Annotated in this window: 22 protein-coding genes; 13 read left to right on the forward strand and 9 right to left on the reverse strand. The window is 72.1% G+C overall.

Going from position 1 to position 25,319, the window contains the following annotated elements:
- Positions 1-7 precede the first annotated feature (7 nt).
- From O7599_RS18090 to fbaA, 4 genes are all read left to right on the forward strand, one after another.
- Positions 8-958: an SRPBCC family protein gene (locus tag O7599_RS18090; RefSeq protein WP_281623192.1), complete on the forward strand. Its 951-nt coding sequence runs from the start codon at positions 8-10 to the stop codon at positions 956-958.
- A gap of 480 nt (positions 959-1,438) precedes the next feature.
- Positions 1,439-2,212 (forward strand): aldose 1-epimerase, encoded by a 774-nt coding sequence (locus tag O7599_RS18095; RefSeq protein ID WP_281623424.1) that lies wholly within the window; start codon positions 1,439-1,441, stop codon positions 2,210-2,212.
- Between the two features lie 10 nt (positions 2,213-2,222).
- Positions 2,223-2,780: an orotate phosphoribosyltransferase gene (pyrE, locus tag O7599_RS18100; RefSeq protein ID WP_281623193.1), complete on the forward strand. Its 558-nt coding sequence runs from the start codon at positions 2,223-2,225 to the stop codon at positions 2,778-2,780.
- 170 nt (positions 2,781-2,950) lie between these two features.
- Entirely contained in the window at positions 2,951-3,973 is a 1,023-nt protein-coding gene (gene fbaA, locus O7599_RS18105; protein ID WP_281623194.1) for a class II fructose-bisphosphate aldolase, read from the forward strand.
- A 252-nt stretch (positions 3,974-4,225) separates the two neighbouring features.
- Here the strand turns inward: fbaA and O7599_RS18110 are convergent, their stop codons facing one another.
- Entirely contained in the window at positions 4,226-4,636 is a 411-nt protein-coding gene (locus tag O7599_RS18110; protein ID WP_281623195.1) for a hypothetical protein, read from the reverse strand.
- A 195-nt stretch (positions 4,637-4,831) separates the two neighbouring features.
- Here O7599_RS18110 and O7599_RS18115 point away from each other — a divergent pair, with 195 nt between their 5' ends.
- From O7599_RS18115 to O7599_RS18130, 4 genes are all read left to right on the forward strand, one after another.
- A complete protein-coding gene (locus O7599_RS18115) occupies positions 4,832-5,245 on the forward strand; it encodes a DUF3151 domain-containing protein (protein ID WP_281623196.1) in 414 nt (137 codons plus the stop codon).
- A gap of 222 nt (positions 5,246-5,467) precedes the next feature.
- Positions 5,468-6,328, forward strand: coding sequence for a tryptophan 2,3-dioxygenase family protein (locus tag O7599_RS18120; protein ID WP_281623197.1), 861 nt, complete (start codon positions 5,468-5,470; stop codon positions 6,326-6,328).
- Positions 6,321-7,700: a kynureninase gene (gene kynU, locus O7599_RS18125; protein ID WP_281623198.1), complete on the forward strand. Its 1,380-nt coding sequence runs from the start codon at positions 6,321-6,323 to the stop codon at positions 7,698-7,700. The genes O7599_RS18120 and kynU overlap by 8 nt, the downstream gene beginning before the upstream one ends.
- Positions 7,687-8,526: an alpha/beta hydrolase-fold protein gene (locus O7599_RS18130; RefSeq protein WP_281623199.1), complete on the forward strand. Its 840-nt coding sequence runs from the start codon at positions 7,687-7,689 to the stop codon at positions 8,524-8,526. The genes kynU and O7599_RS18130 overlap by 14 nt, the downstream gene beginning before the upstream one ends.
- 53 nt (positions 8,527-8,579) lie before the next feature.
- On the opposite strand, the gene O7599_RS18135 is transcribed toward O7599_RS18130, so the two are convergent.
- The 3 genes from O7599_RS18135 to O7599_RS18145 all read right to left on the reverse strand — a co-directional run bounded on the left by O7599_RS18135 (position 8,580) and on the right by O7599_RS18145 (position 12,654).
- Complete coding sequence (locus tag O7599_RS18135; protein ID WP_281623200.1) at positions 8,580-9,179, reverse strand: YbjN domain-containing protein; 600 nt, start codon at positions 9,177-9,179, stop codon at positions 8,580-8,582.
- Between the two features lie 113 nt (positions 9,180-9,292).
- Positions 9,293-11,899, reverse strand: coding sequence for an ATP-dependent chaperone ClpB (gene clpB / locus O7599_RS18140; RefSeq protein ID WP_281623425.1), 2,607 nt, complete (start codon positions 11,897-11,899; stop codon positions 9,293-9,295).
- A 605-nt stretch (positions 11,900-12,504) separates the two neighbouring features.
- A complete protein-coding gene (locus O7599_RS18145) occupies positions 12,505-12,654 on the reverse strand; it encodes a hypothetical protein (RefSeq protein WP_281623201.1) in 150 nt (49 codons plus the stop codon).
- A gap of 126 nt (positions 12,655-12,780) precedes the next feature.
- On the opposite strand from O7599_RS18145, the gene O7599_RS18150 reads away from it, so the two are divergent.
- From O7599_RS18150 to O7599_RS18165, 4 genes are read left to right on the forward strand one after another with little or no spacing between them, the layout of a single operon-like run.
- On the forward strand, positions 12,781-13,776 hold the full coding sequence (locus tag O7599_RS18150; protein WP_281623202.1) for a hypothetical protein: 996 nt from the start codon (positions 12,781-12,783) through the stop codon (positions 13,774-13,776).
- A gap of 18 nt (positions 13,777-13,794) precedes the next feature.
- Positions 13,795-14,769, forward strand: coding sequence for a helix-turn-helix transcriptional regulator (locus O7599_RS18155; protein WP_281623203.1), 975 nt, complete (start codon positions 13,795-13,797; stop codon positions 14,767-14,769).
- Positions 14,770-14,777: 8 nt separating this feature from the next.
- Entirely contained in the window at positions 14,778-15,743 is a 966-nt protein-coding gene (locus O7599_RS18160) for a helix-turn-helix transcriptional regulator (RefSeq protein WP_281623204.1), read from the forward strand.
- Between the two features lie 3 nt (positions 15,744-15,746).
- Positions 15,747-16,697: a helix-turn-helix transcriptional regulator gene (locus O7599_RS18165; protein ID WP_281623205.1), complete on the forward strand. Its 951-nt coding sequence runs from the start codon at positions 15,747-15,749 to the stop codon at positions 16,695-16,697.
- 166 nt (positions 16,698-16,863) lie between these two features.
- On the opposite strand, the gene O7599_RS18170 is transcribed toward O7599_RS18165, so the two are convergent.
- Entirely contained in the window at positions 16,864-17,181 is a 318-nt protein-coding gene (locus O7599_RS18170; protein ID WP_281623206.1) for a helix-turn-helix transcriptional regulator, read from the reverse strand.
- Between the two features lie 234 nt (positions 17,182-17,415).
- On the opposite strand from O7599_RS18170, the gene O7599_RS18175 reads away from it, so the two are divergent.
- A complete protein-coding gene (locus tag O7599_RS18175; RefSeq protein ID WP_281623207.1) occupies positions 17,416-20,688 on the forward strand; it encodes an NACHT domain-containing protein in 3,273 nt (1,090 codons plus the stop codon).
- A gap of 20 nt (positions 20,689-20,708) precedes the next feature.
- On the opposite strand, the gene O7599_RS18180 is transcribed toward O7599_RS18175, so the two are convergent.
- The 4 genes from O7599_RS18180 to dnaK are packed head-to-tail and all read right to left on the reverse strand — an operon-like array spanning position 20,709 to position 25,083.
- On the reverse strand, positions 20,709-21,176 hold the full coding sequence (locus tag O7599_RS18180; protein ID WP_281623208.1) for a helix-turn-helix domain-containing protein: 468 nt from the start codon (positions 21,174-21,176) through the stop codon (positions 20,709-20,711).
- A gap of 5 nt (positions 21,177-21,181) precedes the next feature.
- On the reverse strand, positions 21,182-22,378 hold the full coding sequence (gene dnaJ / locus O7599_RS18185) for a molecular chaperone DnaJ (protein ID WP_281623209.1): 1,197 nt from the start codon (positions 22,376-22,378) through the stop codon (positions 21,182-21,184).
- A 42-nt stretch (positions 22,379-22,420) separates the two neighbouring features.
- Positions 22,421-23,218: a nucleotide exchange factor GrpE gene (gene grpE / locus O7599_RS18190; protein WP_281623210.1), complete on the reverse strand. Its 798-nt coding sequence runs from the start codon at positions 23,216-23,218 to the stop codon at positions 22,421-22,423.
- Positions 23,215-25,083, reverse strand: coding sequence for a molecular chaperone DnaK (gene dnaK, locus O7599_RS18195; protein ID WP_281623211.1), 1,869 nt, complete (start codon positions 25,081-25,083; stop codon positions 23,215-23,217). Before dnaK ends, grpE begins: the two co-directional genes overlap by 4 nt.
- Positions 25,084-25,319: the final 236 nt, after the last annotated feature.

Genomic DNA, 25,319 nt, shown 5'->3' on the forward strand with positions numbered 1-25,319 from the left:
CCGCTCCATGGAGCGAGAGGTGTACGTACCGCAGCCCGCAGAAACCGTTCGCCGCGCCCTGTCCGACCCCGAGCGGGTCGCCCGCAGCGTCCCCGGGCTGACGCTCGACGAGGACCAGGCGGAGGAGCGGGGCACGCTGCGCGGCCGGCTGCGGCTGCGCGTCGCCGGCTCCAGCATCACGTACCGCGGCACGCTGCGGCTGACGCCGCTGGGCGACTCCGTCGCCGTGGAGGCGGAGGGCGGGGAGTCGCGCGGCAGCGGGGCGGTGACGGCGTCGCTCACCCTCACGCCGCGGGACGCGGACGAGGCGGGCACGACCTCGCTGGTGTGCGCGGGGACCGTGTCGAGTACGGGGCGGCTGGCGGCCGTCGAGGCGGCGCAGGCGGAGGCGGCGGGCGGACGGCTGCTGGAACGCTTCGCGGAGAGCCTGGCGGCGGACCTGGAGGCGGAGCCGCTCGCGGAGGCGCCCGGGGAGCCGGCGGGGACGGCGGAGGCAGCGGAGGCGCCGGAGCACCCGGACGACGCCGTGCAGCCGTCGGACGCCGCCGACGTCGGGCTCGGCGACGACAACGAGCGCGCCATCCCCGGCATCCCGGCCCCCGAGCAGTCCGGCGAGACCCCGCCCGGCGAGGGCAGGGCCTTCGACGCCGAGGTGCCGCCGCCGTCACTCGACCCGCTGGCCGACGACATGCTGGACGCCCTGGCCGACGAGGAGGAGGACGCGGACGAGCCGGCCGACGACCTGCTGGAGGAGCCGGAGGCCGCGCACGCCCGGCGCACGATGATCGGCCGCAGCGCGGAGGAGGTCGACCACGCCCCGCCGCGCGGCCGGTACGCCCCGGAGCCGGCCGCCGACGCGCCCGTACCCACGTCGAGTCTGCGCTGGCTGGCACCGGCCGCGGCACTGGCGGTGGCCACGGCGGTCATCGTCGGCCGCGCCCTGCGCCGGCGCCACTGACCGGCTCCGCCGAGGGCCGCGGACGAAGGGACCGGCGCCGCCGGGCCCGGCGATACGGACACACCCGCCAGCCCGCGATCAGTAAGGACCGGGGCCCCGAGGGCCTTTGCGCGCTCCTGGGCACGGAGCCACAGGTCCTGCCCGCTGTGCCGCCGGCCGGGTCCGCCGGGCGGGCACCCCGAAGGGCCGCGCTCCGCACCGGGCCCGGGCCCCGGGCCCCGGGCCCGGAGAACCGAGCGCGTTCGGGCGGCACGCGCGCGTCTGTGCCGGCGGCGCCCCACCCCCGCGCGCCCGCGACGACCCGACGCCGCCACCGCCGCCCGCACCACCCCCTCGCGACCCCGCTCGCGCCCACCCCGCAGCCGCTGCCCGGCCTGCACCGGCGCCGCCCGCAGGGCGTCCCGCGTCCGGTCGCCCCGGCCCCTCGTCTAGGCTCGACCCGTGCCCACACGTCTCACCGCCGGTGACGCCGAGTTGACGATGGATCCCCGCAACGGCTGCCGGGTCGCGAGCCTCCGCGTGGCCGGTGCCGAGCTGCTGCGGGCCGGGGAGCGCTACGGCTGCTTCCCCATGGTGCCCTTCTGCAGCCGCCTGGAGCGGGGCGAGTTCCGCAACGGCGCCGTCAGACACCGCCTCCCCGCCGACGCCCCGCCGCACGCCATCCACGGCACCGGCCGCGACACCGCCTGGCGCACCCTGCGCGCCGCCGGCGCCGACGACAAGGCAGTCGCGGCGTTCTCGTACGACCTCGCCGACCCCTGGCCGTACCCGGGACGCGTGACCCAACTGGTCGAGCTGGAGCCGGACAAGGTGACCCTCACGCTCGCCGTGGAGACCGCCGGCGACTCCTTCCCCGCGCAGGCCGGCTGGCACCCCTGGTTCGTACGCGACCTCGACGGGCGAAGGCCCCCCGGGGACGCCGGCGTGCGCATCGACTTCTCCGCCGCCTGGCAGGAGGAGCGCGGCGCGGACCACCTCCCCACCGGCAAGCGCATCGAGCCGCGGCCCGGCCCGTGGGACGACTGCTTCGGCATGCCCGACGGCGTCGAGGTGACGCTGACCTGGCCCGGCCGGCTGGAGCTGACCGTCACCAGCCGCGCGGAGTGGGTCGTCGTGTACGACGAGCAGCCCGAGGCCGTCTGCGTGGAGCCGCAGTCCGGCCCGCCGAACGGGCTCAACACCCATCCCCGCCTCGTCACCCCCATCGATCCGCTGGAGGTCTCGACCACCTGGGCGTGGCGGACGCTCGGTTAGGCTCACCGCCATGAGCGACGCACATGCCGACCTGCTGGGTCAGATCAAGGACAAGGCCGTCGTGCACGGCAAGGTGACCCTCTCCTCCGGCATCGAGGCCGACTACTACCTCGACCTGCGCCGGATCACCCTCGACGGCACCGCCGCGCCGCTCGTCGGCCGCGTCATGCTCGACCTGGCGAAGGACTTCGCGTACGACGCCGTCGGCGGCCTCACCCTCGGCGCCGACCCCATCGCCGACGCCATGCTGCACGCCTCCGCCACCGCGGGCGACCGCGCGCGCCCGCTGGACGCCTTCGTCGTGCGCAAGGCGAGCAAGACGCACGGCATGCAGCGCCGCATCGAGGGCCCGGACATCGCGGGCCGCCGCGTGCTGGTGGTCGAGGACACCTCGACGACCGGCGGATCCGCGCTGACCGCCGTGGAGGCGGTGCGCGAGGCCGGTGCGGAGGTGGTCGCCGTCGCCACGATCGTGGACCGCGACACGGGCGCCGCCGAGCGGGTGCGCGACACGGCGGGCGTGCCGTATCTGTACGCCTACGGGCTCGCCGACCTGGGCCTCGGCTGAGCCGTACGGGCCGGACGCACGGGCCGACGCGGGGTTGTCCACAGGGCCGGGAAGCGCGGGCGCACATCTGGGAGGATGGGGGCACTCCAGGGGCGCCACGGCAACGGAGCCGGCCGCACTCGTACTCGTACACGCACGCAGACACCCGCACGTCTCCAAGGAGCGGACAGATGCCCATCGCAACCCCCGAGGTCTACAACGAGATGCTGGACCGGGCGAAGGCAGGCAAGTTCGCCTACCCGGCCATCAACGTCACCTCGTCGCAGACCCTGCACGCCGCGCTGCGCGGCTTCGCCGAGGCCGAGAGCGACGGGATCGTCCAGATCTCCACCGGCGGCGCCGAGTTCCTGGGCGGGCAGTACAGCAAGGACATGGTCACGGGCGCGGTCGCCCTCGCCGAGTACGCGGCGATCGTCGCCAAGAAGTACCCGGTCAATGTCGCGCTGCACACCGACCACTGCCCCAAGGACAAGCTCGACGGGTACGTGCGGCCGCTGCTCGCCGCCTCCGAGGAGCGCGTCGCCCGCGGGGAGAACCCGCTGTTCCAGTCGCACATGTGGGACGGCTCCGCCGAGACCCTCGCGGACAACCTGTCGCTCGCGCAGGAGCTGCTGCCCCGCGCCGCCGCCGCGAAGATCATCCTGGAGGTGGAGATCACCCCGACGGGCGGCGAGGAGGACGGCGTCACCCACGAGATCAACGACGAGCTGTACACGACGGTGGACGACGCGCTGCGCACGGCCGAGGCGCTGGGCCTCGGCGAGCAGGGCCGGTACCTGCTGGCGGCCTCCTTCGGCAACGTGCACGGGGTCTACAAGCCGGGGAACGTCGTGCTCCGTCCCGAGCTGCTGAAGGACCTCCAGGAGGGTGTCGGCGCGAAGTACGGCAAGCAGAGCCCCTTCGACTTCGTCTTCCACGGCGGCTCCGGCTCCACCGAGGAGGAGATCGCCACCGCCCTGGACAACGGCGTGGTCAAGATGAACATCGACACCGACACGCAGTACGCGTTCACCCGCCCCGTCGCGGCGCACATGTTCCAGAACTACGACGGCGTGCTCAAGGTCGACGGCGAGGTCGGCAACAAGAAGGCGTACGACCCGCGCGCCTGGGGCAAGCTCGCCGAGGCGTCGATGGCTGAGCGCGTGCGGACCGCGTGCGAGCACCTGCGCTCGACGGGCACGAAGCTGAAGTAACGCGGCGCGGACACCGCCCCGGGCGGACACCGCCCGGGCGGACCGCGGCCCCGGTCGACGGTTCCTGGTGCGGAGCCTCGGCCGGGGCGGTGCCGACCCCGCCCCCGACCGGCAGCGACCGGTCGAAACGGCGTGTCAGTGGGCCGTGCACATGGACGAACTCGGCGTCGGAGCCTGCCCTGTTGGGCACGCCGACGCCGAGTTCTGTTCCATCAGACCTCTTCCCGAGTAAAGGTCTACGGCTGCAAACCCTCAGAGAAGGTCCAGCAGGTCGCCCTCGTTCTCGGTCTCGGCCTCGCTGTCGCTCTCGTTCTCGTCGTTGCCGATGCCGCACACGTTCTGGCTGGCCGAGGAGTCGGCGTTGCCCGAGCCGAAGATCGGCACGGTGACGTCGCCCACGTTGACCAGGCCGTACTGGCGACGGTCGACGCTGTTGTCGATCTCCTGGTCGCAGTCGATGACGGTGGTGATCTTGTCGCCACCCTTGTCGTGCTTGCCCTTGGACGTGGGCGCAGCCTGGGGTGCCGCCGTCTCCTCCGTGGACGTGACACCGTGCTTGGCCGGGGCCTCCGCGGTGTCGTCGGCCGCGGCAACACCGGCGCCGAGCATGGTGATGCTGCCGAGCATCGCGCCCACAACCACGGCCTGACGAAGCTTGCGCATGCCATCCCTACTTTCTGTGTTTGGGTGTGAATGCGATTCATCACACCACTTGGTGCCCTTTCTACCCTTTTTTTCGCTACTGCGTCCTGAAGACACGCCGCGTCGCCGAGTGCGTCGTCGACTGCGTCGTCGAGAACTGCCTCCATTCCGACCGCGGCGGTCACCCCCTGCCGCGGTCGTGGCAGGCTGGAACCCATGGCGATTCACGAGAACCTCCTCGGCGGACCACCCCCCACCCACCTGCCCGAGGACCCGGGGCCGCGCGACCTGCTGGCGAGCGGCGCAGCCCCGTCCGAGGTGGCGGCGAAGTTCCCGGCGTCCTCGCTGGCCTGGGCGCAGCTCGCGGACGAGGCCTTCGAGGCCGGCCGCGCCGTCGAGTCGTACGCGTACGCGCGCACCGGCTACCACCGGGGCCTGGACGCCCTGCGCCGCAACGGCTGGAAGGGCCAGGGCCCGGTGCCGTGGGAGCACGAGCCGAACCGCGGCTTCCTGCGCGCCCTCGCCGCGCTCGCCCGCGCCGCGCAGGCCATCGGCGAGACGGAGGAGTACGAGCGCTGCAGCACGTTCCTGCGCGACAGTTCGCCGACCGCCGCGAAAACACTCTCCTGACGGGCGGCCGAAGGGCTGACCCGCGGCCGCACCCGGGCTGACGGCGGGCTGACGCCGGGCTGACGCCGCCGGAGGGGCTGCTCTTGCCTACCGCCGCGGCTCCGCGGATGATGCGAAGTGGGTACGGCGCACCGATGCCGCCGTACCCGAGGGGACCGGGGCCCTGTTGCCGGCAGGAAGGGGCGGACCGCTACCCGGTGGCTCTTGTGTGGGAGACAGCTCATGGACAGCCGTGCTCACAACCCCCTGCCCGACGGCGGTCAGCCGGACGGGCACCAGCCCCCGAACCTGGATTTCCGGGGCACCACTCCGTACGAGGACTACGTCCAGGCGGACGTCCTCACCCATCTGCAGCGCCCGCTCTCTGACGACCCCGGCGAGCTGGTCTTCCTGGTGACCACGCAGGTCATGGAGTTGTGGTTCACCGTCATCGTGCACGAGTGGGAGACCGCGGCCGGGGCGCTGCGCCGCGACGACCTCCCGGTCGCGCTGGCGGCACTGGGGCGCAGCACGCACGAGCTGCGTGCGCTGAACGCCTCCTGGGAGCCGCTGGCGCGGCTCACGCCGCAGCAGTTCAACTCCTACCGCGCCGCGCTCGGCGAGGGCTCCGGCTTCCAGTCGGCGATGTACCGGCGGATGGAGTTCCTGCTCGGCGAGAAGTCCGCGTCGATGCTCGTGCCGCACCGCGGCGCCCCGCGGGTGCACGACGAGCTGGAGAAGCAGCTCGGCGAGCCCAGCCTCTACGACGAGGTGCTGCGCTACCTCGACGCCCAGGGCCACCCGCTGTCCGCCGCCGTCCTGGACCGCGACCCGGCGCTGCGGTACGAGCCGCACCCCGAGGTGGAGGCCGCCTGGGCGGCGGTGTACGCGGGGCCGCAGGACTCCGGCCTGGTCAGGCTCGGCGAGGTGCTGACGGACATCGCGGAGCTGGTGTGGCGCTGGCGCAACGACCACCTGGTGGCCACCCGCCGCGCGATGGGTGGGAAGGTCGGCACGGGCGGCTCCGCGGGGGTGGCGTGGCTGGAGAAGCGCGCGGCGAAGCAGGTGTTCCCCGAGCTGTGGACGGCGCGGAGCCATGTCTGAGGCGTACGGGCCCGGGGCGGCCCCGGCCGGCGCCGGGGCGGTGGCAGGTACCGGTGCGGCGGCGGGTGCCGGGGCGCAGGCCGGCCTCGGCACGACGGCGGAGTTCGCGGCGCTGGCGAAGCGGGCGGCGGCGCTGGACCTGGCGGACCCGCTGCGCGGGAAGCGGGCGGAGTTCGTCCTCGACGACGCGGAGCCCGGCGCCGCGGAGTCCCACGCCGGGGAGTCCCGCGCCGGGGAGTCCGGCCCGCCGGTCGTCTACCTCGACGGCAACTCCCTCGGCGCCCTGCCCGCCGCCGTCCCCGCCCGGGTCGCGGACGTCGTGGCGCGGGAGTGGGGGCGGCTGCGGATCCGGTCATGGACGGAGTCCGGCTGGTGGACCGCGCCCGAGCGGGTCGGCGACCGGATCGCGCCGCTGCTGGGCGCCGCGCCGGGTCAGGTCGTCGTCGGCGACTCCACCAGCGTCAACGTCCTCAAGGCCGTCGTCGCCGCGGTGCGCGTCGCGCAGTCCGGCGCGGGGGCGGCCCGGGACGAGGTGCTGGTCGACGCGACGACGTTCCCCACCGACGGCTACGTCGCCGAGTCCGCCGCCCGGCTGACCGGCTGCGCGCTGCGGGCCGTGGAGCCGCACGAGATCGCCGCCACCGCCGGCCCGCGGACCGCCGTCGCGCTGGTCAACCACGTCGACTACCGCACCGGCCGGCTCCACGACCTGCCCGGCACCACCGCCGCGCTGCACGCCGCGGGCGCGCTCGCCGTGTGGGACCTGTGCCACAGCGCCGGCGCGCTGCCGGTCGGGCTCGACGTGCACGGAGTGGACCTGGCGGTGGGGTGTACGTACAAGTTCCTCAACGGCGGCCCGGGCGCGCCCGCGTACCTCTACGTACGGCGCGACCTCCAGTCCCTCTTCGACTCCCCGCTGCCCGGCTGGAACTCGCACGCCGACCCCTTCGCCATGTCCGCCGGCTACCGCCCCGCGGACGGCGCCGTGCGCGGGCGCGTCGGGACGCCGGACATCCTGTCGATGCTGGCCCTTGAGGCGGCGCTGGAGGTGTGGGACGGCGTGGCCGTCGAGGCGGTACGGGAGAAGAGCCTGGCGCTGTCGGACTTCTTCCTGGAGTGTGTCGCGGCCCTCCCCGGCGGGCCGTCGCTCACGCCGCTGACCCCGCTGCCGCACGCCGAGCGCGGCAGCCAGGTCGCGCTGCGCTGCCCGGACGCGGAGGCGGTGATGGGGGAGCTGATCGCGCGCGGCGTGGTCGGCGACTTCCGGCCGCCCGATGTGCTCCGTTTCGGCGTGACGCCGCTGTATACCTCGTTCTCGGACGTGTACCGCGCTGCCGGAGTGCTGGGAGAGGTGCTGGATGACCGCCGTTGACGAAAGAGACGACGAGGCCCGCACGCTGTTCGCCCTGAAGCGCGTCGCGCCCACGCGCACGCTGGCGTACGGGGACCACCCGTCGCAGGTCGTCGACTTGTACGGGGACGAGTCCGCGCGGCCGGTCGTGGCGCTGCTGCACGGCGGCTTCTGGCGGGAACGCTACGACCGCGGCTACCTGACCCCGCTGGCGGCGGCGCTCGCGGCGGACCTGGGCCGGTGCGTGGCACTCGTCGAGTACCGCCGCGTGGGCCGCCGGGGACCCGGCGGCGCCGGGCCGGGCGCACCCGGGGAACCGGCCGGCGACGTCACCGACAGCGCCTCCGGCGACGCGGCCGCGGGCGCCGACGGCGGCGGTGGCTTCCCCGCGACCTTCGACGACCTGCCGCCGGCGCTGGCCGCGCTGCCCGGTGCCGGGCCCGTGATGCTCGTCGGGCACTCCGCGGGCGGCCACCTCGCGCTCTGGACCGCCTCGCGGTGCCCCACGGCCGTCTCCCGCGTCGTCGGCGTCTCCCCGGTCGCGGACCTGGCCCGCGCGCACGAACTGGGCCTCAGTGACGGCGCCGTCGCCGAACTCCTCGGCGGCGCCGAACGGGTGGCGGAGCGGCTCGACGAGACGGACCCGATGCGGATGCCGGCCCCGGCGGCGCCGGTCGTGCTGCTCCACGGCGAGGCCGACGCCGACGTGCCGGTGGAGCTGTCCCGCCGCTACGCCCACGCCGTGGGGGTGCACCTGCGGGAGCTGCCCGGCACCGGCCACTACGCGCCGGTCACGCCCGGCACCCGGGCGTACGAGGCGCTGCTCGCCGCGCTGACGGAGAGCTGACGGCCCGGGGGACCCCGCCGACCACCGACCACCGACAGCCGGCAGCCGCGCTCTCAGCTCTCCTTCGGCCCCTCGTCCCCGGAGCCCCCGGCGCCGTCAGGCCCGCCCTCGCCCGCACCGCCGTCCGCACCGTCGTCCGGCTTGTCCGTGTCCAGCTCCTGCTGCAGCCCCAGCGTCTCCACGAGCCACTTGTCGAACTCGATCGACGCCCGCACCCAGCTCACGGTGCTCGACACGAAGTGCTCCAGCGCCACGCCCGTGCCGATCAGCATCTGCGCCTCGCCGATCAGCCGGACGGAGCCGTCGTCGTGCGTGTGCGTGTAGAGCTTCGGCCACAGCGTGCGCCGGTTCCAGTCGTCGATGGCCTCCAGCAGCTCCGGCTTGTCGTCCAGCGAGTGCTGCCGGTCGTAGAACGTCCGCACCGAGTAGAGCTGCTGGTCTCCCTCGCCGCGGAACATGAAGTACGTACGGAACTGCTCCCATGGCGCCGCGAGGTCTCCCTCGTCGTCGACGACGTACTTCAGCTCCATCTGGTCCAGGAGCTGCTTGACCAGATCCTGGTCGGGCACGATGGGCCCCTGCGGGCCACCGCTGCCGCTGGATTCGGGCTGCTGGCCCCCGAAGTTCGGAATCGAGGACGGGTCGATGCTCACGTGGGGTTCCCTTCGAACGGTTCCCGCCCATCCTCCCCCACCGGGGGCCCGTGCCCGCAACCCGGCGACGACACCCTGTGGACAACCCCCATCGGGCCGCAGCCGGGCGGTTCCTACTGCGCCGCACCGACCAGCAACTGGTCGCCGAACACGTCCACCCGCACGGTGTCGCCGTCCCGCACCTCGCCCGCCAGGATCTCCTTCGCGAGCTGGTCGCCGATCGCCGTCTGCACCAGCCGCCGCAGCGGCCGCGCCCCGTAGCTGAGATCCGGCTCCGGCTCGTCCTCCGGAACGCCGAGCCGCGCGAGCCAGGCCAGCGCCGCGTCGCTGACCTCCAGCGTGAGCCGGCGCTCGGCGAGCCGTTCCTGCAGACGGGTGAGCTGGATGGCGGCGATGCGCTTGAGCTGGTCCCCGCCGAGGGCGTTGAAGACGACGAGGTCGTCGAGCCGGTTGAGGAACTCGGGCCGGAAGACCTTCCGCACCGTCTCCAGCACCCCCTCCCGCTTCTGCTCGTCCTTGATCATCGGGTCGACGAGGAAGGTGGAGCCGAGGTTGGAGGTGAGGATGAGGATGGTGTTGCGGAAGTCGACCGTACGGCCCTGACCGTCCGTCAACCGCCCGTCGTCCAGCACCTGCAGCAGGATGTCGAAGACCTCGTTGTGCGCCTTCTCCATCTCGTCCAGCAGGATGACCGAGTACGGGCGCCGCCGCACGGCCTCCGTGAGCTGGCCGCCCTCCTCGTACCCGACGTATCCCGGGGGCGCGCCGACCAGGCGGGAGACGGAGTGCTTCTCTCCGTACTCACTCATGTCGATGCGGACCATGGCCCGCTCGTCGTCGAAGAGGAAGTCGGCGAGCGCCTTCGCCAGCTCGGTCTTGCCCACGCCGGTGGGGCCGAGGAAGAGGAACGAGCCCGTCGGCCGGTTGGGGTCGGCGATGCCGGCGCGGCTGCGGCGCACGGCGTCGGAGACGGCCCGTACCGCCTCGTCCTGGCCGATGAGGCGCCTGCCCAGCTCCTCCTCCATGCGCAGCAGCTTCTGCGTCTCGCCCTCCAGCAGCCGGCCCGCGGGGATGCCGGTCCAGGAGGAGATGACGTCGGCGATGTCGTCGGAGCCGACCTCCTCCTTGACCATCGTGTCCCGCTTGACCTCCTCCTCGGCGGCGGACGCCTCCTCCAGCTCGCGTTCGAGGGCGGGCAGTTCGCCGTAGAGGAGCTTGGAGGCGGTGTCGAAGTCGCCGTCGCGCTGCGCGCGCTCGGCGGTGCCGCGCAGCTCGTCCAGGCGCTCCTTCAGCTCGCCGACGCGGTTGAGGCCCTGCTTCTCCTTCTCCCAGCGCGCGGTGAGGCCGCGCAGCTCCTCCTCCTTGTCGGCGAGGTCGCGCTGCAGCCGCTCCAGGCGCTCGCGGGAGGCGACGTCGGACTCGTTCTTCAGTGCCAGCTCCTCCATGCGGAGCCGGTCGACGGCGCGCTGGAGTTCGTCGATCTCGGTGGGCGAGGAGTCGATCTCCATGCGGAGCCGGGAGGCGGCCTCGTCGACGAGGTCGATGGCCTTGTCGGGCAGGAAGCGGGAGGTGATGTACCGGTCGGAGAGGGTGGCGGCGCCGACGAGCGCGGAGTCGGCGATGACGACCTTGTGGTGTGCCTCGTAGCGCCCCTTGAGGCCACGGAGGATGGCGATGGTGTCCTCGACGGTGGGCTCGGCGACAAGTACCTGCTGGAACCGGCGCTCCAGGGCGGCGTCCTTCTCGATCCGCTCGCGGTACTCGTCGAGGGTCGTCGCGCCGACCATGCGCAGCTCGCCGCGGGCGAGCATGGGCTTGAGCATGTTCCCGGCGTCCATGGCGGACTCGCCGCCCGCGCCGGCGCCGACGACGGTGTGCAGCTCGTCGATGAACGTGATGACCTGGCCCTCGCTCTCCCGGATCTCGGCGAGCACGGTCTTCAGCCGCTCCTCGAACTCGCCCCGGTACTTCGCCCCGGCGACCATGGCACCGAGGTCGAGCGCGACGAGCCGCTTGTTCTTCAGGCTCTCCGGTACGTCACCCTTCACGATCCGCTGCGCGAGCCCCTCGACGACGGCGGTCTTGCCGACGCCGGGCTCGCCGATGAGGACGGGGTTGTTCTTCGTCCGCCGGGAGAGCACCTGCACGACGCGGCGGATCTCCTGGTCGCGCCCGATGACGGGGTCGAGCTTGCCGTCGCGGGCGGCGGCGGTGAGGTCGGTGCCGAACTTGCCGAGGGCCTGGTACGTGCTCTCGGGGTTCTTCGTGGTCACCCGCCGGTCGCCGCGAATCTTCTCGAACGCCTGCACGAGCGCCTTGGCGTTCGCGCCCTGCTTCTTCAGCAGCTCCTTGGCCGCCCCGCCCTCGGCGGCGACCGCGATGAGCAGGTGCTCGGTCGACACGTACTGGTCCCCGAGCTTCTTCGCCCGCGCGGCGGCGTCGGCGACGACGGCCAGCAGCTCCCGGTCCGCCTGCGGCGGCGACACGGTGGCCCCCTGCACGCTGGGCAACCCGCCGAGCAGCGCCTCGGCCCCGGACCGTACGGCGGCCTGGTCGGCGTCGACGGCGGCGAGCAGGTCCTGGAGGTTCTCGTTGTCCGCCACGTCGAGCAGCGAGAGCAGCAGGTGCACAGGGGTGATGTCCGGGTGCCCGCCGGACACCGCGCGGCTGTTGGCGCCGGCGATCGCTTCCTGGCTCTTGTTGGTCAGCTCCGCGTCCACTGCTGTGTGCTCCTCCTTGCCGGGGTGCCGGTCGTGGGTACGGCCTCGGGCCACCCTCGGCGTGCCTGAGACCACGTAAGCTAAGTTGAGTCTACTCCACTCAACCTCAACCCAGCACCGGCAACCGGCGACACGACCGCCCCCTAAGCATGCGCGTCCGCGCACGCAAAAGCGGTGCCATCGCGGGGTTGCGTCCGCGATGGCACCGCTGGTGTGCCTTCGGGCGATCTGGACACGGGGGATACCGCCCGGTCAGGCACAGTGGGGGGTGATGCTCTCGCTATCAGGTACGCCGTCGGCTGCTACGAGCACGTGATCCTCTTCGCCAAGATTGACGAAGATCACGCCGCAGCGAACCACGCAGCGTACATAGCGCCTTGACCTCCGGCGGAAGGCCCGGACGCTCCCACCCCGGTCACGGAGGATGGTGATCGGCTCGCCCAGCAGGGCTACCGCCATCCTGTCCCCGGGTTGGGGAACCGCCGTAGCGAGATCGACGGAGTACCAGTGGTTCTCCATCTTTCGGCGGTCGTCTGAAGTCATCGCCATACCTATGTCTGCATTGGCCGCTTTAACTTAGGTTTGCCCAGCATGCGCGCCCTTACTCAGTCCCACGCCGGATCCTGCTGAACCAGTACTACAGTTGACGCCTCGGGCATGTCGGCGGCATGCACCTCGGCCTCTTGGAAGTCAACACCCAGGCTCACCACCACGGTGGCGCCCAGGGCGACGACCCAACCGACGAGCTTCTTCATTGGGATTCCCGGCTTCCCTTTTCGCTTCCCTGTGAAGAAGGTGCCGCACAAGACCGCCACACACCACCTCCGCATTGCATCATGTTCCTGAAACACAGCTTCCTGTGGGAAGGATAAATGGGCGTAATGCATGACGAATCAGACCATTCGCATGGGTATACGGACCTGTGCGAGGCGGGCTCGGAGCTCTACGCCAAGGCGCTGCGAGCAGGCCGGATCCTCCGGTCCGAGGTAGAAAGCACGCCGTGTCTGATCGACCTGCTGCTGCTCCACCCCGACCCCGACGACCCACGCTGGCTGCACCCGCTCCCGCCCGCCACCGTGCTTGCGCGGCTGGGCAGCCCGCTGGAGCGAGAGATCCTGGATCGGCGGAAACAGACCCTCGCCCTGGCCGATGCCTTCGAGCCGTTTCTCGCCATCAGTCGCGAAGAACAGCCCACAGTCGGCCGTGTGATCGCCGAACTGAGCGGTGTGACGAATATCGACGAGACCATCGGCCAGGCCACAACGGAGTGCGAAAAGGAACTGCTGACGGTGCAGCCCGGGGGAAGCCGGCCCCCGGAATCTCTGAACAGGTCCGTGGGACGGGTGCGTCCGCTGGTCGATCGCGGTGTACGGATACGCAGCCTGTACCAGCACACGGCCCGTCACAGCTACGGTCTGCTCGCCTATCAGGAGCAGGTCGGCTCCAGCCGCATGGAACTGCGCACGCTCGAAGAACTCGTGGACCGCCTGATCATCATCGACCGGCGCAAAGCCTTCATCCCGGCTCAGCGCGACCTGCCGGTGAAGACCAACCGGAAGGCCGCGCTGGAGATTCGGCACCCCGGTCTCATCGAGTACCTGGTCGGCGTCTTCGAGCACCTGTGGCAGCATGCCGTCCCGCTCGACGAGGAGGTGCACTACGACTCGCAGGAGCCGGACGGCATCTCGGGCGTCCAGCGCAGCATCGCCAAGCTTCTCGTGGAGGGCCACGTGGACGAGGTCATCGCCGACCGGCTGGGGATGAACGTCCGCACCTGCCGCGCCCACATCGCCAAGCTCGCCACCACCCTCGGCAGCAATGGGCGGGGCCAACTCGGCTATCTCATCGCCCGCTCCGGCATCCTCGACCGGACCTGAGCGTCGGAGAGTACTGAGATGCCCACCAGGCACGACCACACCCACGCACTCGACGAGCCGTGCCCGGCGGCCCAGGCGCTCTACGCCGACGCGCTGCACGACGGCCGCGTCACCCGCTCCTCCGTCGCGTCCGTCCCCTGCCTCACCGATCTGGCGCTCTTGGAGCCGGACCCCGAGAACCGCGAGTGGCTGCTGCCGGTCTCCGCGTTCGACGCGATGACCCGGCTACTCCACTCCCACGAGAAGCACATCACCAAACGCCAGCGGTCCTCGGCCAAGCTCACCGAAATGTTCACGGCCTTCATGGACATCAGCGCCGCGGCCGGTTCCGACGACTCACCGATCACCGTCCTGGAGGGCCTCGGTACGATCAACACCGCGCTGGACCTGGCGGTCAGCGAGTGCTCGCACGAACTGCTCACCATCCAGCCGGAGGCCACCAGCCGCGGCGCCCGCGCTCTCGGCGAGGCCCTGCAGCGTGTACGCCCCTTGGTCGAGCGCGGTGTGCGGATGCGTACCCTCTACCAGCACGCCGCACGGGAAGCCCCGATGACTCTGGCGTATCTACGCTTCGTCGGCCCGCAACGGGTCGAGGTCAGAACGCTGGAAGAGATCATCGAACGGCTGATCATCGTCGACCGTGAGGTGGCGTTCATCCCGGCCCAGGCGGACCGCCAGGTTGCCCTGGAGTTGCGTCATCCCGGTCTCGTGGCCTATCTCGTCGGCGCCTTCGAGCAGTTCTGGCAACTCGCCACCCCCATGGAAGAGGCGGCCTACCGGGAGGCGGACCACGAAGGAATCACGGGCGTGCAGCGCAGTATCGCCCGGCTGCTGGTCGAGGGCCACCTCGACCAGAACATCGCCCGCCGCCTCGGCATGAGCGTACGAACCTGCCGGGCCCACATCGCCAAGCTCGCCACCCTCCTTGGCAGCAGCAGCCGCACCCAACTCGGCTATCTCATCGCCTGTTCCGGCATCCTCGAGGAGACTTGAGACCGCATATGGCCCACCCCCACCACACCAACGGCCTCTGCGCCTCGGGCAGGAAGCTCTACGCCTCCGCCCTGCGCTCCGGCCGCATCTCGCACGAGGCGACGGCGACCGCGCCCTGCCTCTTCGACCTGGAACTCTTACGCCCCGAGCCCGGCGACACCCAATGGCTGGTGCCGACGCCTCCGACGCAGGCGCTCGCCGGGCTCGTCAAGCCCCTGGAACGGGAGCTGAGCGAGTACCGCCTCTTCGTGGCGGCAATCGCCGACACCGTCGAGCAGGTGACGGCCCTCGACCTGGACGACCCGGCCGCGGCAGCGTTCACCGTCTGGACCGGTAAGGAGCGGATCGACGACGCGCTCGTGCGGGCCCTGGAGGACTGCACTCAGCAGTTCCTCGCGATCCAGCCGGCCAGCGGACGGACCAACTGGAACGCCGCGACGATGCGCACCACCACCCACCGCGTACGGCGGATGAGTGAACGCGGTGTCTCCCAGCGAACCTTGTACCACCACACCTACCGGCACCACCCCGCGCAGCTCGCCTACCTGGACGAGTTGAGCGACACCGGACTGGAGGTACGCACCCTTGAGGAGATGCCGGAGCGGGTCCTTATCGTCGACCAGCAGGTCGCCTTCATCCCCGCGCAGCCCGACCGCGAGGTGGCAATGGAGATCCGCCACCCAGGCTTGGTCTGGTTCCTGCTCGCCATCTTCGAGCACTTCTGGCACCTCGGCGTCCCCTGGGAACACCGGCTTCCCGAGCAGGACACCCCTGAAGGCATCACCCCGGTCCAGCGCAGCATCGCCCGGCTGCTGGTCGAGGGCCACCTCGACGAGGCCATCGCCCGCCGCCTCGGCATGAACGTCCGCACCTGCCGCTCCCACATCGCCAAGCTCTCCACCGCGGTCGGCAGCAACAGCCGCGCCCAACTCGGCTACCTCATCGCACGCTCCGGCATGCTCGAGGAGGTCTGAGTCATGGGACACACCCCCCACCCCGCCTCGCGCGTCTGCACGACGGGCCGGAAGCTCTACGCCAAGGCGCTGCAGGGCGGTCGCATCGAGACGACGACGAGCACCGCCGCGCCCTGCCTGGTCGAGTCCGGTCTTCTGCGCCGCGACGGCGACTGGCTCGTGCCGGCGCCGCCGACGGAGGCCATGGCGCAGCTCTTCGAACTCGTGGCGAGCGAGATCGGCGGCTACCGGGACCTCGCTCTCACCCTCGCCGGCTCCGTCGGCCGGGCCGCACCGCCCGATGCGGATCCGGCCGCGGAACCCGCGATCACGGTGTGGGAGGGCAAGGAGCGGATAGACGCCGAGCTGGTGCGCGCCCTCCAGATGTGCACATCGGAGTTGCTCACCGCCCAGCCCATGGGCAACAGGTCGGCGTGGGTGTACGAAGCCGCCATCCAGCGCGTGCTGCCCCTGGCGGAACGGGGAGTCCGCATTCGCAGCCTGTACAGCCACACCGCGCGGCACACCCCGCAGGCGCTGGACTACCTGGCGCGCGTGCAGCACACGGGCCTGGAAGTCCGCACCCTCGAAGAGAACATCGAGCGGGCCATCATCATCGACCGCGAGACCGCCTTCATCCCCGCACAGGAGGACAACGCGGTCGCCATCGAGGTCCGCCATCGCGGCGTGGTCTGGTACATCGCCGCCACGTTCGACCGTTTCTGGCAACTCGCCACACCCTGGGGCGAGGACGTCGAGAACCGGGACACCCCGGAGGGGATCACCGGTGTCCAGCTCAAGATCGCCCGGCTTCTCGTGGAGGGCCACCTCGACGAGGCCATCGCCCGCCGGCTCGGCATGAACGTCCGTACCTGCCGCTCCCACATCGCCAGGCTCAGCACCGCACTCGGCAGCGACAGCCGCGTCCAGCTCGGCTACCTGCTCGCCCGCTCCGGAGTCGTCGACGACCCCTGACGGGCGCCGGCGGCGCGCAGCGGGGCGAGGCGGGGGGAACGGAGACGCTGGTGCGTATGAGGCCGGGAAGCGAACGCACCAGCGCTCCGTCCGAGGGGTGCCGCGGGCGCCGCGGACGGCGATGGCCGGTCGCGTCCGGGTCGGTCCGGAGGGCACACGCCCCACATCATTCCCTACCGTGCTGGCACCGGCTATTGCCTCTTCCGGCAGCCCGGTCCCCGTCCGATCCGGGCGGCAGCAGGGCCCGTCGGTTGCGGTCGGCGACCAGGGCGGCCTGGACGCGTGACTCCACCTTCAGCTTGCGGCAGATGTTCGTCAGATGGGCGCGGACCGTACGCTCCGCGACCCCCAGTTGCGACGCGAGCCGGCGGTTGGTCGGACCGTCGGCGAGCAGGAGAAGCACCTCGCGTTCCCGGTCGGAGAGCAGCGCGAGACCGACCGGGGGAGCCTGTCGCGCCGTGTTGCCCGAACTGTGAGACCTCACCGTAAGAACTCCCAGACCAACTCGGCCGGACGCGGGCCCACCTCCACGGACCGCGTCCGGCGACCTGTCCCCCGGTCTTCACCTGAAGACTGGCCTACCGTTCGTATCAACTCCACCCGAAACCAGCATCATCTTCCTGAAATTCATGATGATGAGGGTGTACATACCCGAACGAACCGGACCATCGGCGAACACCTCCGGTGACGCCTCACCACCCGCTATATCGTCAGCCGCATGGAACCCGCAGCCGTCGGCATCAGGCTCGCGTCCGCCGTCGTCGCGCCCCTCGTCCGGCGGCTGTTCCGCAGCGAGGGGCCCGGGGCCGGGCTGGTGGAGCGGCCGGTGCGAATGGCGGCGCTGGTGTCGTTCCGCGGCGAGCGGCGGGAGCTGGACGAGGGCGATCTGCGTACGCTCGCGGACACCCTCGTACGGCGCGCCCTCCGCGGCACCGACGGGGAGGGCCACCGCGAGACCCCCGTCCCCGCCGACGAGGCCGCCCCCGTCGCCGACGCACTCGCCCGCAGCCTCGCCGCCCTCGGCGACCTCGACCTCGACGACGTCCAGGCCGTCCAGCTCGGCCCCGAAGCCCTCGCCCGCCGGCTCCGCCGGGCCGCCGCCCGGGACGCCGCCGCCCGGGGCGGCGGCGATCCCGTACGCGACCTGTCCGCCGACGCCGCCGCCTTCCACGACGCCCTCCTCGACACCGCCTGCCTGCACATCCTGCACTTCTTCAGCCAGCGCTCCACCTTCGTCGCCCGCACCCTCGTCGAGCAGTCCCGCCGCCAGGCCGACCAGATCGCCCGCCTCGACGCGCTCCTCGCCCGCACCCCCCTCCCGGCCGCGCGGGACGCGGCCTTCGAGCGGGAGTACTTCGCGTACGTCGCCAAGAAGCACGGCAAACTCACCATCTACGGCGTCGACCTCGCCGACTCCCCCGCGAAGTGGCCCCTGGACGTGGCGTACCTCCGGCTGGAGGCGTCCGCCGAGCACCACGCCGGCAACTCGCCCGAGGCGCTGTTCCCCACTGACGAGTACGCCGAGAGCGACCCCCTCCCCGCCCCCGCCCTCCCCGCCGACCAGGCCCTCGCCACCCACGACCGCGTCCTCCTCCGCGGCGCCGCGGGCTCCGGCAAGACCACCCTCGTGCAGTGGCTCGCCCTCTCCGCCACCCGCGCGGACACCCGCGCCGAAAGCCGGGAGGCGAGCACCATGGACTACCTCGCCGGCCGCGTCCCCTTCGTCCTCCCCCTCCGCACCCTCACCCGCCACGGCCAGCGCCTCCCCGCCCCCCGCGACTTCCTCTCCGCCACCGGCAGCCCCCTCGCCGGCGCCCAGCCCGACGGCTGGGAGCACCGCGTGCTCACCGCCCGCCGCGGGCTGCTCCTCGTCGACGGCATCGACGAGGTCCCCCGCGCCGAGCGCGACCGCGCCCGCCGCTGGCTCTCCGACCTCATCGACGCCTATCCCGGCAACCGCTGGCTCGTCACCTCCCGCCCCTCCGCCGTCGGCGAGGACTGGCTCGCCGCCGAGGGCTTCACCGAGCTGACCCTCGCCCCCATGCGCCCCGCAGACCTCGCCCGCTTCATCGCCCGCTGGCACGCCGCCGTCCGCACCGGCGCCCCCGCGGCGGACGACGCGCAGCTCACGGCGTACGAACAGCAGCTCACCGCCGCCGTACGGCACACCTCCGACCTCGGCCGGCTGGCCACCAACCCGCTGATGTGCGGCCTGATGTGCGCGCTCAACCGCGCCCGCCGCGGCCACCTCCCGCGCGGGCGCAAGGAGTTGTACGAGGCCGCCCTGTCGATGCTGCTCACCCGCCGCGACCGCGAGCGCGACATGGCCGTCCCGGACCTCCGCGAGGAACCCCAACTCCAGGTACTGCAGCGCCTCGCGTACTGGCTGATCCGCAACGGCCGCACCGAGCTGGACCGCGCCCGCGCCGAATCCCTCGTCGCCGCCGCCCTCCCCGCCGTCCCGGAGGTCGCCGCCCTCGGCGACGCCGGCGCCGTGCTGGAGCACTTCCGCGACCGCAGCGGACTCCTGCGCGAACCGGGCCCGGGGGCCGTCGACTTCGTCCACCGCACGTTCCAGGACTACCTGGGCGCCCGCGCCGCGGTGGAGGAGGGCGACATCGGCGTGCTGGCCGCGCACGCGGCGGACGACCAGTGGGAGGACGTCATCCGCATGGCCGTCGCGCAGTCCCGCCCGCGGGAGCGCGAGGAGATCCTGCGGGAGCTGCTGGCGGCGGCGAAGGCGCGCGAGGGGGTCGAGGGCGTACGCATCCGGCTGCTCGCCACCGCCTGCCTGGAGCACGCGACGGAGCTGGCGCCGGCGGTACGGGAGGCCGTGGAGCGGGAGACGAAGGCGCTGGTCCCGCCGCGGACGGTGGTGGAGGCACGGGCGCTCGGCGCGGCCGGGCCGCTGGTGCTGGACCTGCTGCCGGGCCCGGAGGAGACGGACGACGCGACGACCACCCTGGTCGCCATAGCCGCGACCTACGTGGAGTCGGACCGCGCCATCCCGTTCCTCGCCCGGTACGCCACCCATCCCTCCCTGGACGTGCGCCGGCAACTCGTCTGGGCCTGGCAGCGCTTCGACACCGAGGAGTACGCCGACGACGTCATCGCCCGCCTCGACGTGGACGAGTTGTACTTCACCGTCACCTCCGACGCGGAGCTACGCGCCCTGCGCAGACTCGGCGGCAGGCCGGGGATAGACGTGCGCGGCGGCCCGCTCGACCCCTCCGCGCTGCACGACGGCCTCGCCGCGACCCGCCTCACCAAGCTGATCATCCGCGGCCAGCACGGGCTGCGGGACCTGGACTTCCTGGGCGGCCAGCGCGAGCTGCGCGAGCTGCGGCTCACCGAGTGTCTCGGCCTCCGCGACGCCTCCGCCCTGTCCGGGCTGCCGCTGCGCTCCCTCATCCTCGACAAGGTGCCGGAGCTGGCCGCAGGCGTCCCCGAACTGCTCGCCTCACTGCCGCAGGTGGAGCATCTGTCCCTCTCTCCGGACCGGCGGCGCCCGCTGGACCTCGACGCACTGCCGGAGCTGCCGGCTCTGAAGACGCTGAACCTGCTGACCGGCCACACCGCCAACCTGCGACCGCTGGCCAGGCACCCCGAGCTGGCCAACGTCTATCTCGGCTGGCGCCACGCAGCCGCTGCGGACGACTGGCCGGCGCTGGCCGCGCTCCCCCGACTCGACGGGCTGCGGTCCCGGCCGGACCTGCTGGCCGTCGCCTCCGACGACGCCGCGCTGCCGGGCGTCCTGTTCCTCGGCCTGGTCAACGACCGGCCCGTTGACGCACGCGACCTGGCCCGGCTCCCGGAACTCTTCCCGCGGCTCAGCCGCCTCGTACTCGACATGCCCCGCGGCGACCGGCCGTTGGACCTCTCCCCCCTTGCCGGCCACGGCTCCCTGCGCCACGTCACCTTGCGGGAGCACACGAGAGACCTCCACGCCGGGCTCCCGCCCCACGTGGAGGTCTCCTACCTCGCCGACTGACTCACCGACCGAGCCGGAGGCTAACCGCGCTTCTTCTTCGGCTTCCACACCACCAGCGCGCTCGTCTGCTGCACCTGCTGGTACGGCACCAGATCCCGCCGGTACGACGCGTGCACCTGCGCCTCCCGCTGCGCCATCGCAGACGCCGCGCCGTCCACCGCGTCCGTCAGCTCCGCCACCTTCGCCTGCAGCGCCGCGACCTGGTTCTCCAGCTCGATGATCCGCTTGATCCCGGCCAGGTTGATGCCCTCGTCCTGGCTCAGCGCCTGCACCTGCCGCAGCAGCGCGATGTCCCGCGCCGAGTACCGCCGGCCGCGCCCGGCCGTGCGGTCCGGGGAGACCAGGCCGAGGCGGTCGTACTGGCGGAGGGTCTGCGGGTGCAGGCCCGAGAGTTCGGCGGCTACGGAGATGACGTAGACCGGCGTCTCCTCGGTCAGCTCGTACGGGTTGCGGCCGCGGGCGCCGCGTCCGCCGTTTCTGCCGTTCATCGTCGTCAAGCTCCCTTCGCGGCCTTGAACAGCTCCGCGCGCGGGTCCTCGCCCGCGGTCGCCTCCCGGTACGACTCCAGCGACTCGCGCGCCGTACCGTCCGTATCCTTCGGCACCGCCACCTCGACGGTGACGAGCAGGTCCCCGCGCGTGCCGTCCTTGCGGACGGCGCCCTTGCCGCGGGCGCGCATCGTGCGTCCGTTGGGGGTGCCCGGCGGCAGCTTCAGGGTGACCGGCGGGCCGCCGAGCGTGGGCACCTTGATGTCCGCGCCGAGTGCCGCCTCCGGGAAGGAGACGGGGACCGTCACCATCAGATTGTCGCCCTTGCGGCCGAAGACGGGGTGGCCGTCGACGTGCACGACGACGTACAGGTCGCCGCCGGGGCCGCCGCGTTCGCCCGGACCGCCCTTGCCGCGCAGCCGTATCCGCTGCCCGTCCTGAACCCCCGCGGGGATGCGGACCTGCATCGTGCGGGACGACTTGGCCCGGCCGCTGCCCTTGCAGACGTCGCAGGGGTCCTGGGCGATGAGCCCGCGGCCCTTGCAGTCCACGCACGGGTCGGTCAGCGAGAAGCCGCCACCGCCGCCGCGGGAGACCTGGCCGGTGCCCACGCAGGTCGGGCAGACCCGCGGGGAGCCGTTCTTGTCGCCCGTGCCGGCGCACGTCTTGCAGGGGGCCGACGACGACATCCGCAGCGGGACCGTGGCGCCCTCGATGGCCTCCGTGAAGCTGAGCGTGACCTCCGACTCGATGTCCTGGCCGCGGCGCGGCTGCGTACGCCCGCCGCCGCGGTTGAACAGCCCGCCGAAGACGTCGCCGAGGCCGCCGCCGAAGCCGCCGGTGCCGGTGCCGGTCTGGCCGCCGGGGCCGCCGCCGCCCGGACCCGAGCCGCCGAAGAGGTCGCCGAGGTCGAAGTTGAACGAGCCGCCGCCGCCCGCGCCGGGGCCCGGGCGGAAGCCGCCGTTGCCGAAGAGGGTGCGCGCCTCGTCGTACTCCTTGCGCCGCCGGGGGTCGCCGAGCACGTCGTTGGCCTCGGAGACCTCCTTGAAGCGCTCCTCGGCCGCGGCGTCGCCCTTGTTGGCGTCCGGGTGGTACTGGCGGGCGAGCTTGCGGTACGCCTTCTTGATCTCGGCCTCGGTGGCGTCCTTCGGGACGCCGAGAACCTTGTAGTAGTCCTTCTCGATGAAGTCCTTGGTGCTCATTCCCGGCGTCCCTCCTCTCGTCCCTCGGCGGCTGCTACGGCGTCACCCCTCGTCCGGGCCACCGCTGTCCGTCTCTCCCCGGCCGGACTCGCCCTGCACGGATCCGGAGGCGTCCGGGCCGCCGGCGTCCGCGGAGCCGGCGGACTCCGGTCCGCCGTCGTCCGCGTCGGCCTGCGTCTCGTCGGGCTTCTCGCCCTCCTTGCCCAGCGCCCCGGACGACGCACCCGGCTGTGGCTCGGCCACGGCGACCCGCGCGGGGCGGATCGTACGCTCGCCGATCCGATACCCAGGCTGGAGAATCTGCACGCACGTCGTCTCGGAGACGTCCGGAGAGTAGCTGTGCATCAGTGCCTCGTGGATCAGCGGGTCGAAGGGCTCGCCCTCCTTGCCGAACTGCATGAGGCCCATCTTGGCCACGACGGTCTCCAGCGACTCGGCGACCGACTTGAACCCGCCGACCAGCTCCTCGTGGTCCCGGGCCCGGCCGATGTCGTCGAGCACGGGCAGCAGCTCGGCGAGCAGGTTCGCGTTCGCGACCTCCTTGACCGCGACCCGGTCCCGCTCCACCCGCCGGCGGTAGTTCTGGTACTCCGCCTGCAGCCGCTGCAGGTCCTTCGTCCGCTCGTCGAGCGCCTTGCGGGTCTCGTCCAGACGACCCGACAGGGGGCTGTTCGCGTCCCCGTTCCCGGCGGTGGCACCCGGCCCGGCTCCTTCGGCGCGCCGTGCGCCGGGGGGCGGCGTGGCCGCCGCCCCGTCCGGGCCGCCCTGCTGTGCCTCCGCTGTCTGTGCGTCGGTGGGGACGTCGGGCTTCTCCTCGAAGCCCGGGGTCTCCTCCGTCACGCGGCACCGTCCTTAGGCTTGTCGTCGTCCACGATCTCGGCGTCGACGACGTCGTCGTCGGCACCGGCCGGCGCGTCCTTCTGCGCCTGCTGGGCACCCTCGCCGCCGCCGGTGGCGGCACCGCCGGACGCCTGGGCGTCGGCGTAGAGCGCCTGGCCGAGCTTCTGGCTGGTGGCCGCGGCCTTCTCCGTCGCCTCGCGGATCACCGCGGTGTCCTCGCCCTTCAGCGCCTCCTTGAGGTCGCCGACCGCGGCCTCGACCTCGGACTTCACGTCGCCGGGCACCTTGTCCTCGTTGTCCTGGAGGAACTTCTCGGTGGTGTAGACGACCTGCTCCGCCTGGTTGCGGGTCTCGGCCGCCTCACGGCGCTTGTGGTCCTCCTCGGCGTACTGCTCGGCGTCGCGCATCATGCGCTCGATGTCGTCCTTCGGCAGCGCGGAGCCGCCGGTGACGGTCATCTTCTGCTCCTTGCCCGTGCCGAGGTCCTTCGCGGCGACGTGCATGATGCCGTTGGCGTCGATGTCGAACGTGACCTCGATCTGCGGCACGTTCCGCGGGGCCGGCGGCAGGCCGGTCAGCTCGAACATGCCGAGCTTCTTGTTGTACGCGGCGATCTCGCGCTCGCCCTGGAAGACCTGGATCTGCACCGACGGCTGGTTGTCCTCGGCCGTGGTGAAGGTCTCGGAGCGCTTCGTCGGGATCGTGGTGTTGCGCTCGATGAGGCGGGTCATGATGCCGCCCTTGGTCTCGATGCCGAGGGACAGCGGGGTGACGTCGAGCAGCAGGACGTCCTTGACCTCGCCCTTGAGCACGCCGGCCTGGAGGGCGGCGCCGACGGCGACGACCTCGTCCGGGTTGACGCCCTTGTTGGCCTCCTTGCCGCTGGTCAGCTCCTTGACCAGGTCGGCGACGGCCGGCATGCGGGTGGAGCCGCCGACGAGGACCACGTGGTCGATCTCGCCCAGGTCGATGCGGGCGTCCTTGATGACGTTGTGGAACGGCGTCTTGCAGCGCTCCAGGAGGTCCTGGGTGAGCTGCTGGAACTGCGCCCGGGTCAGCTTCTCGTCCAGGTGCAGCGGGCCCTCGGCGGACGCGGTGATGTACGGCAGGTTGATCGTCGTCTCGGAGGACGAGGACAGCTCGATCTTCGCCTTCTCGGCGGCCTCGCGGAGCCGCTGCAGCGCCATCTTGTCCTTGGCCAGGTCGACGCCGTGGCCGTTCTGGAACTGCTTGACCAGGTAGTCGACGACGCGCTGGTCCCAGTCGTCACCACCGAGGTGGTTGTCGCCGTTGGTGGCCCTGACCTCCACGACGCCCTCGCCGATCTCCAGCAGCGAGACGTCGAAGGTGCCGCCGCCGAGGTCGAAGACCAGGATGGTCTGGTCTTCCTTCTCCATGCCGTACGCGAGGGCGGCGGCGGTCGGCTCGTTGACGATGCGCAGGACGTTGAGGCCCGCGATCTCGCCGGCCTCCTTGGTCGCCTGGCGCTCGGCGTCGTTGAAGTACGCCGGGACGGTGATGACCGCGTCGGTCACCTTCTCGCCCAGGTACGCCTCCGCGTCCCGCTTCAGCTTCTGCAGGATGAACGCGGAGATCTGCTGCGGGGTGAACTCCTTCTCGTCGATCGGCTGCTTCCAGTCGGTGCCCATGTGGCGCTTGACCGACCGGATGGTCCGCTCGACGTTGGTGACCGCCTGGCGCTTCGCGACCTCGCCGACGAGCACCTCGCCGTTCTTGGCGAAGGCGACGACGGACGGCGTGGTCCTGGCGCCCTCGGCGTTGGTGATGACGCTGGGTTCACCGCCCTCGAGAACACTGACGACAGAGTTCGTCGTGCCCAGGTCGATGCCGACCGCACGTGCCATGTTGTCTATCCTCCGGATCAGATGCTCTGCCTTGAGCTGGTCAGGCTCAAGAGTGCCATGGCGACCACCACCGGCGCAATTCACCTGAGTCAGTCCCACTCAAGTTTTGTGCGTAAGAGCAGGTCGGAGCCGGTTTTCGGGCTACGGACCGGGCCCCGCAGAGCCCCCGGGGGCGCGACGCACATCACCGGCCGGGCGGCTGCGAGGGCCGGGGGCGCCCGGGTACCCTCAGGCGG

The organism is Streptomyces sp. WMMC500 (assembly GCF_027497195.1).
GTDB lineage: Bacteria > Actinomycetota > Actinomycetes > Streptomycetales > Streptomycetaceae > Streptomyces.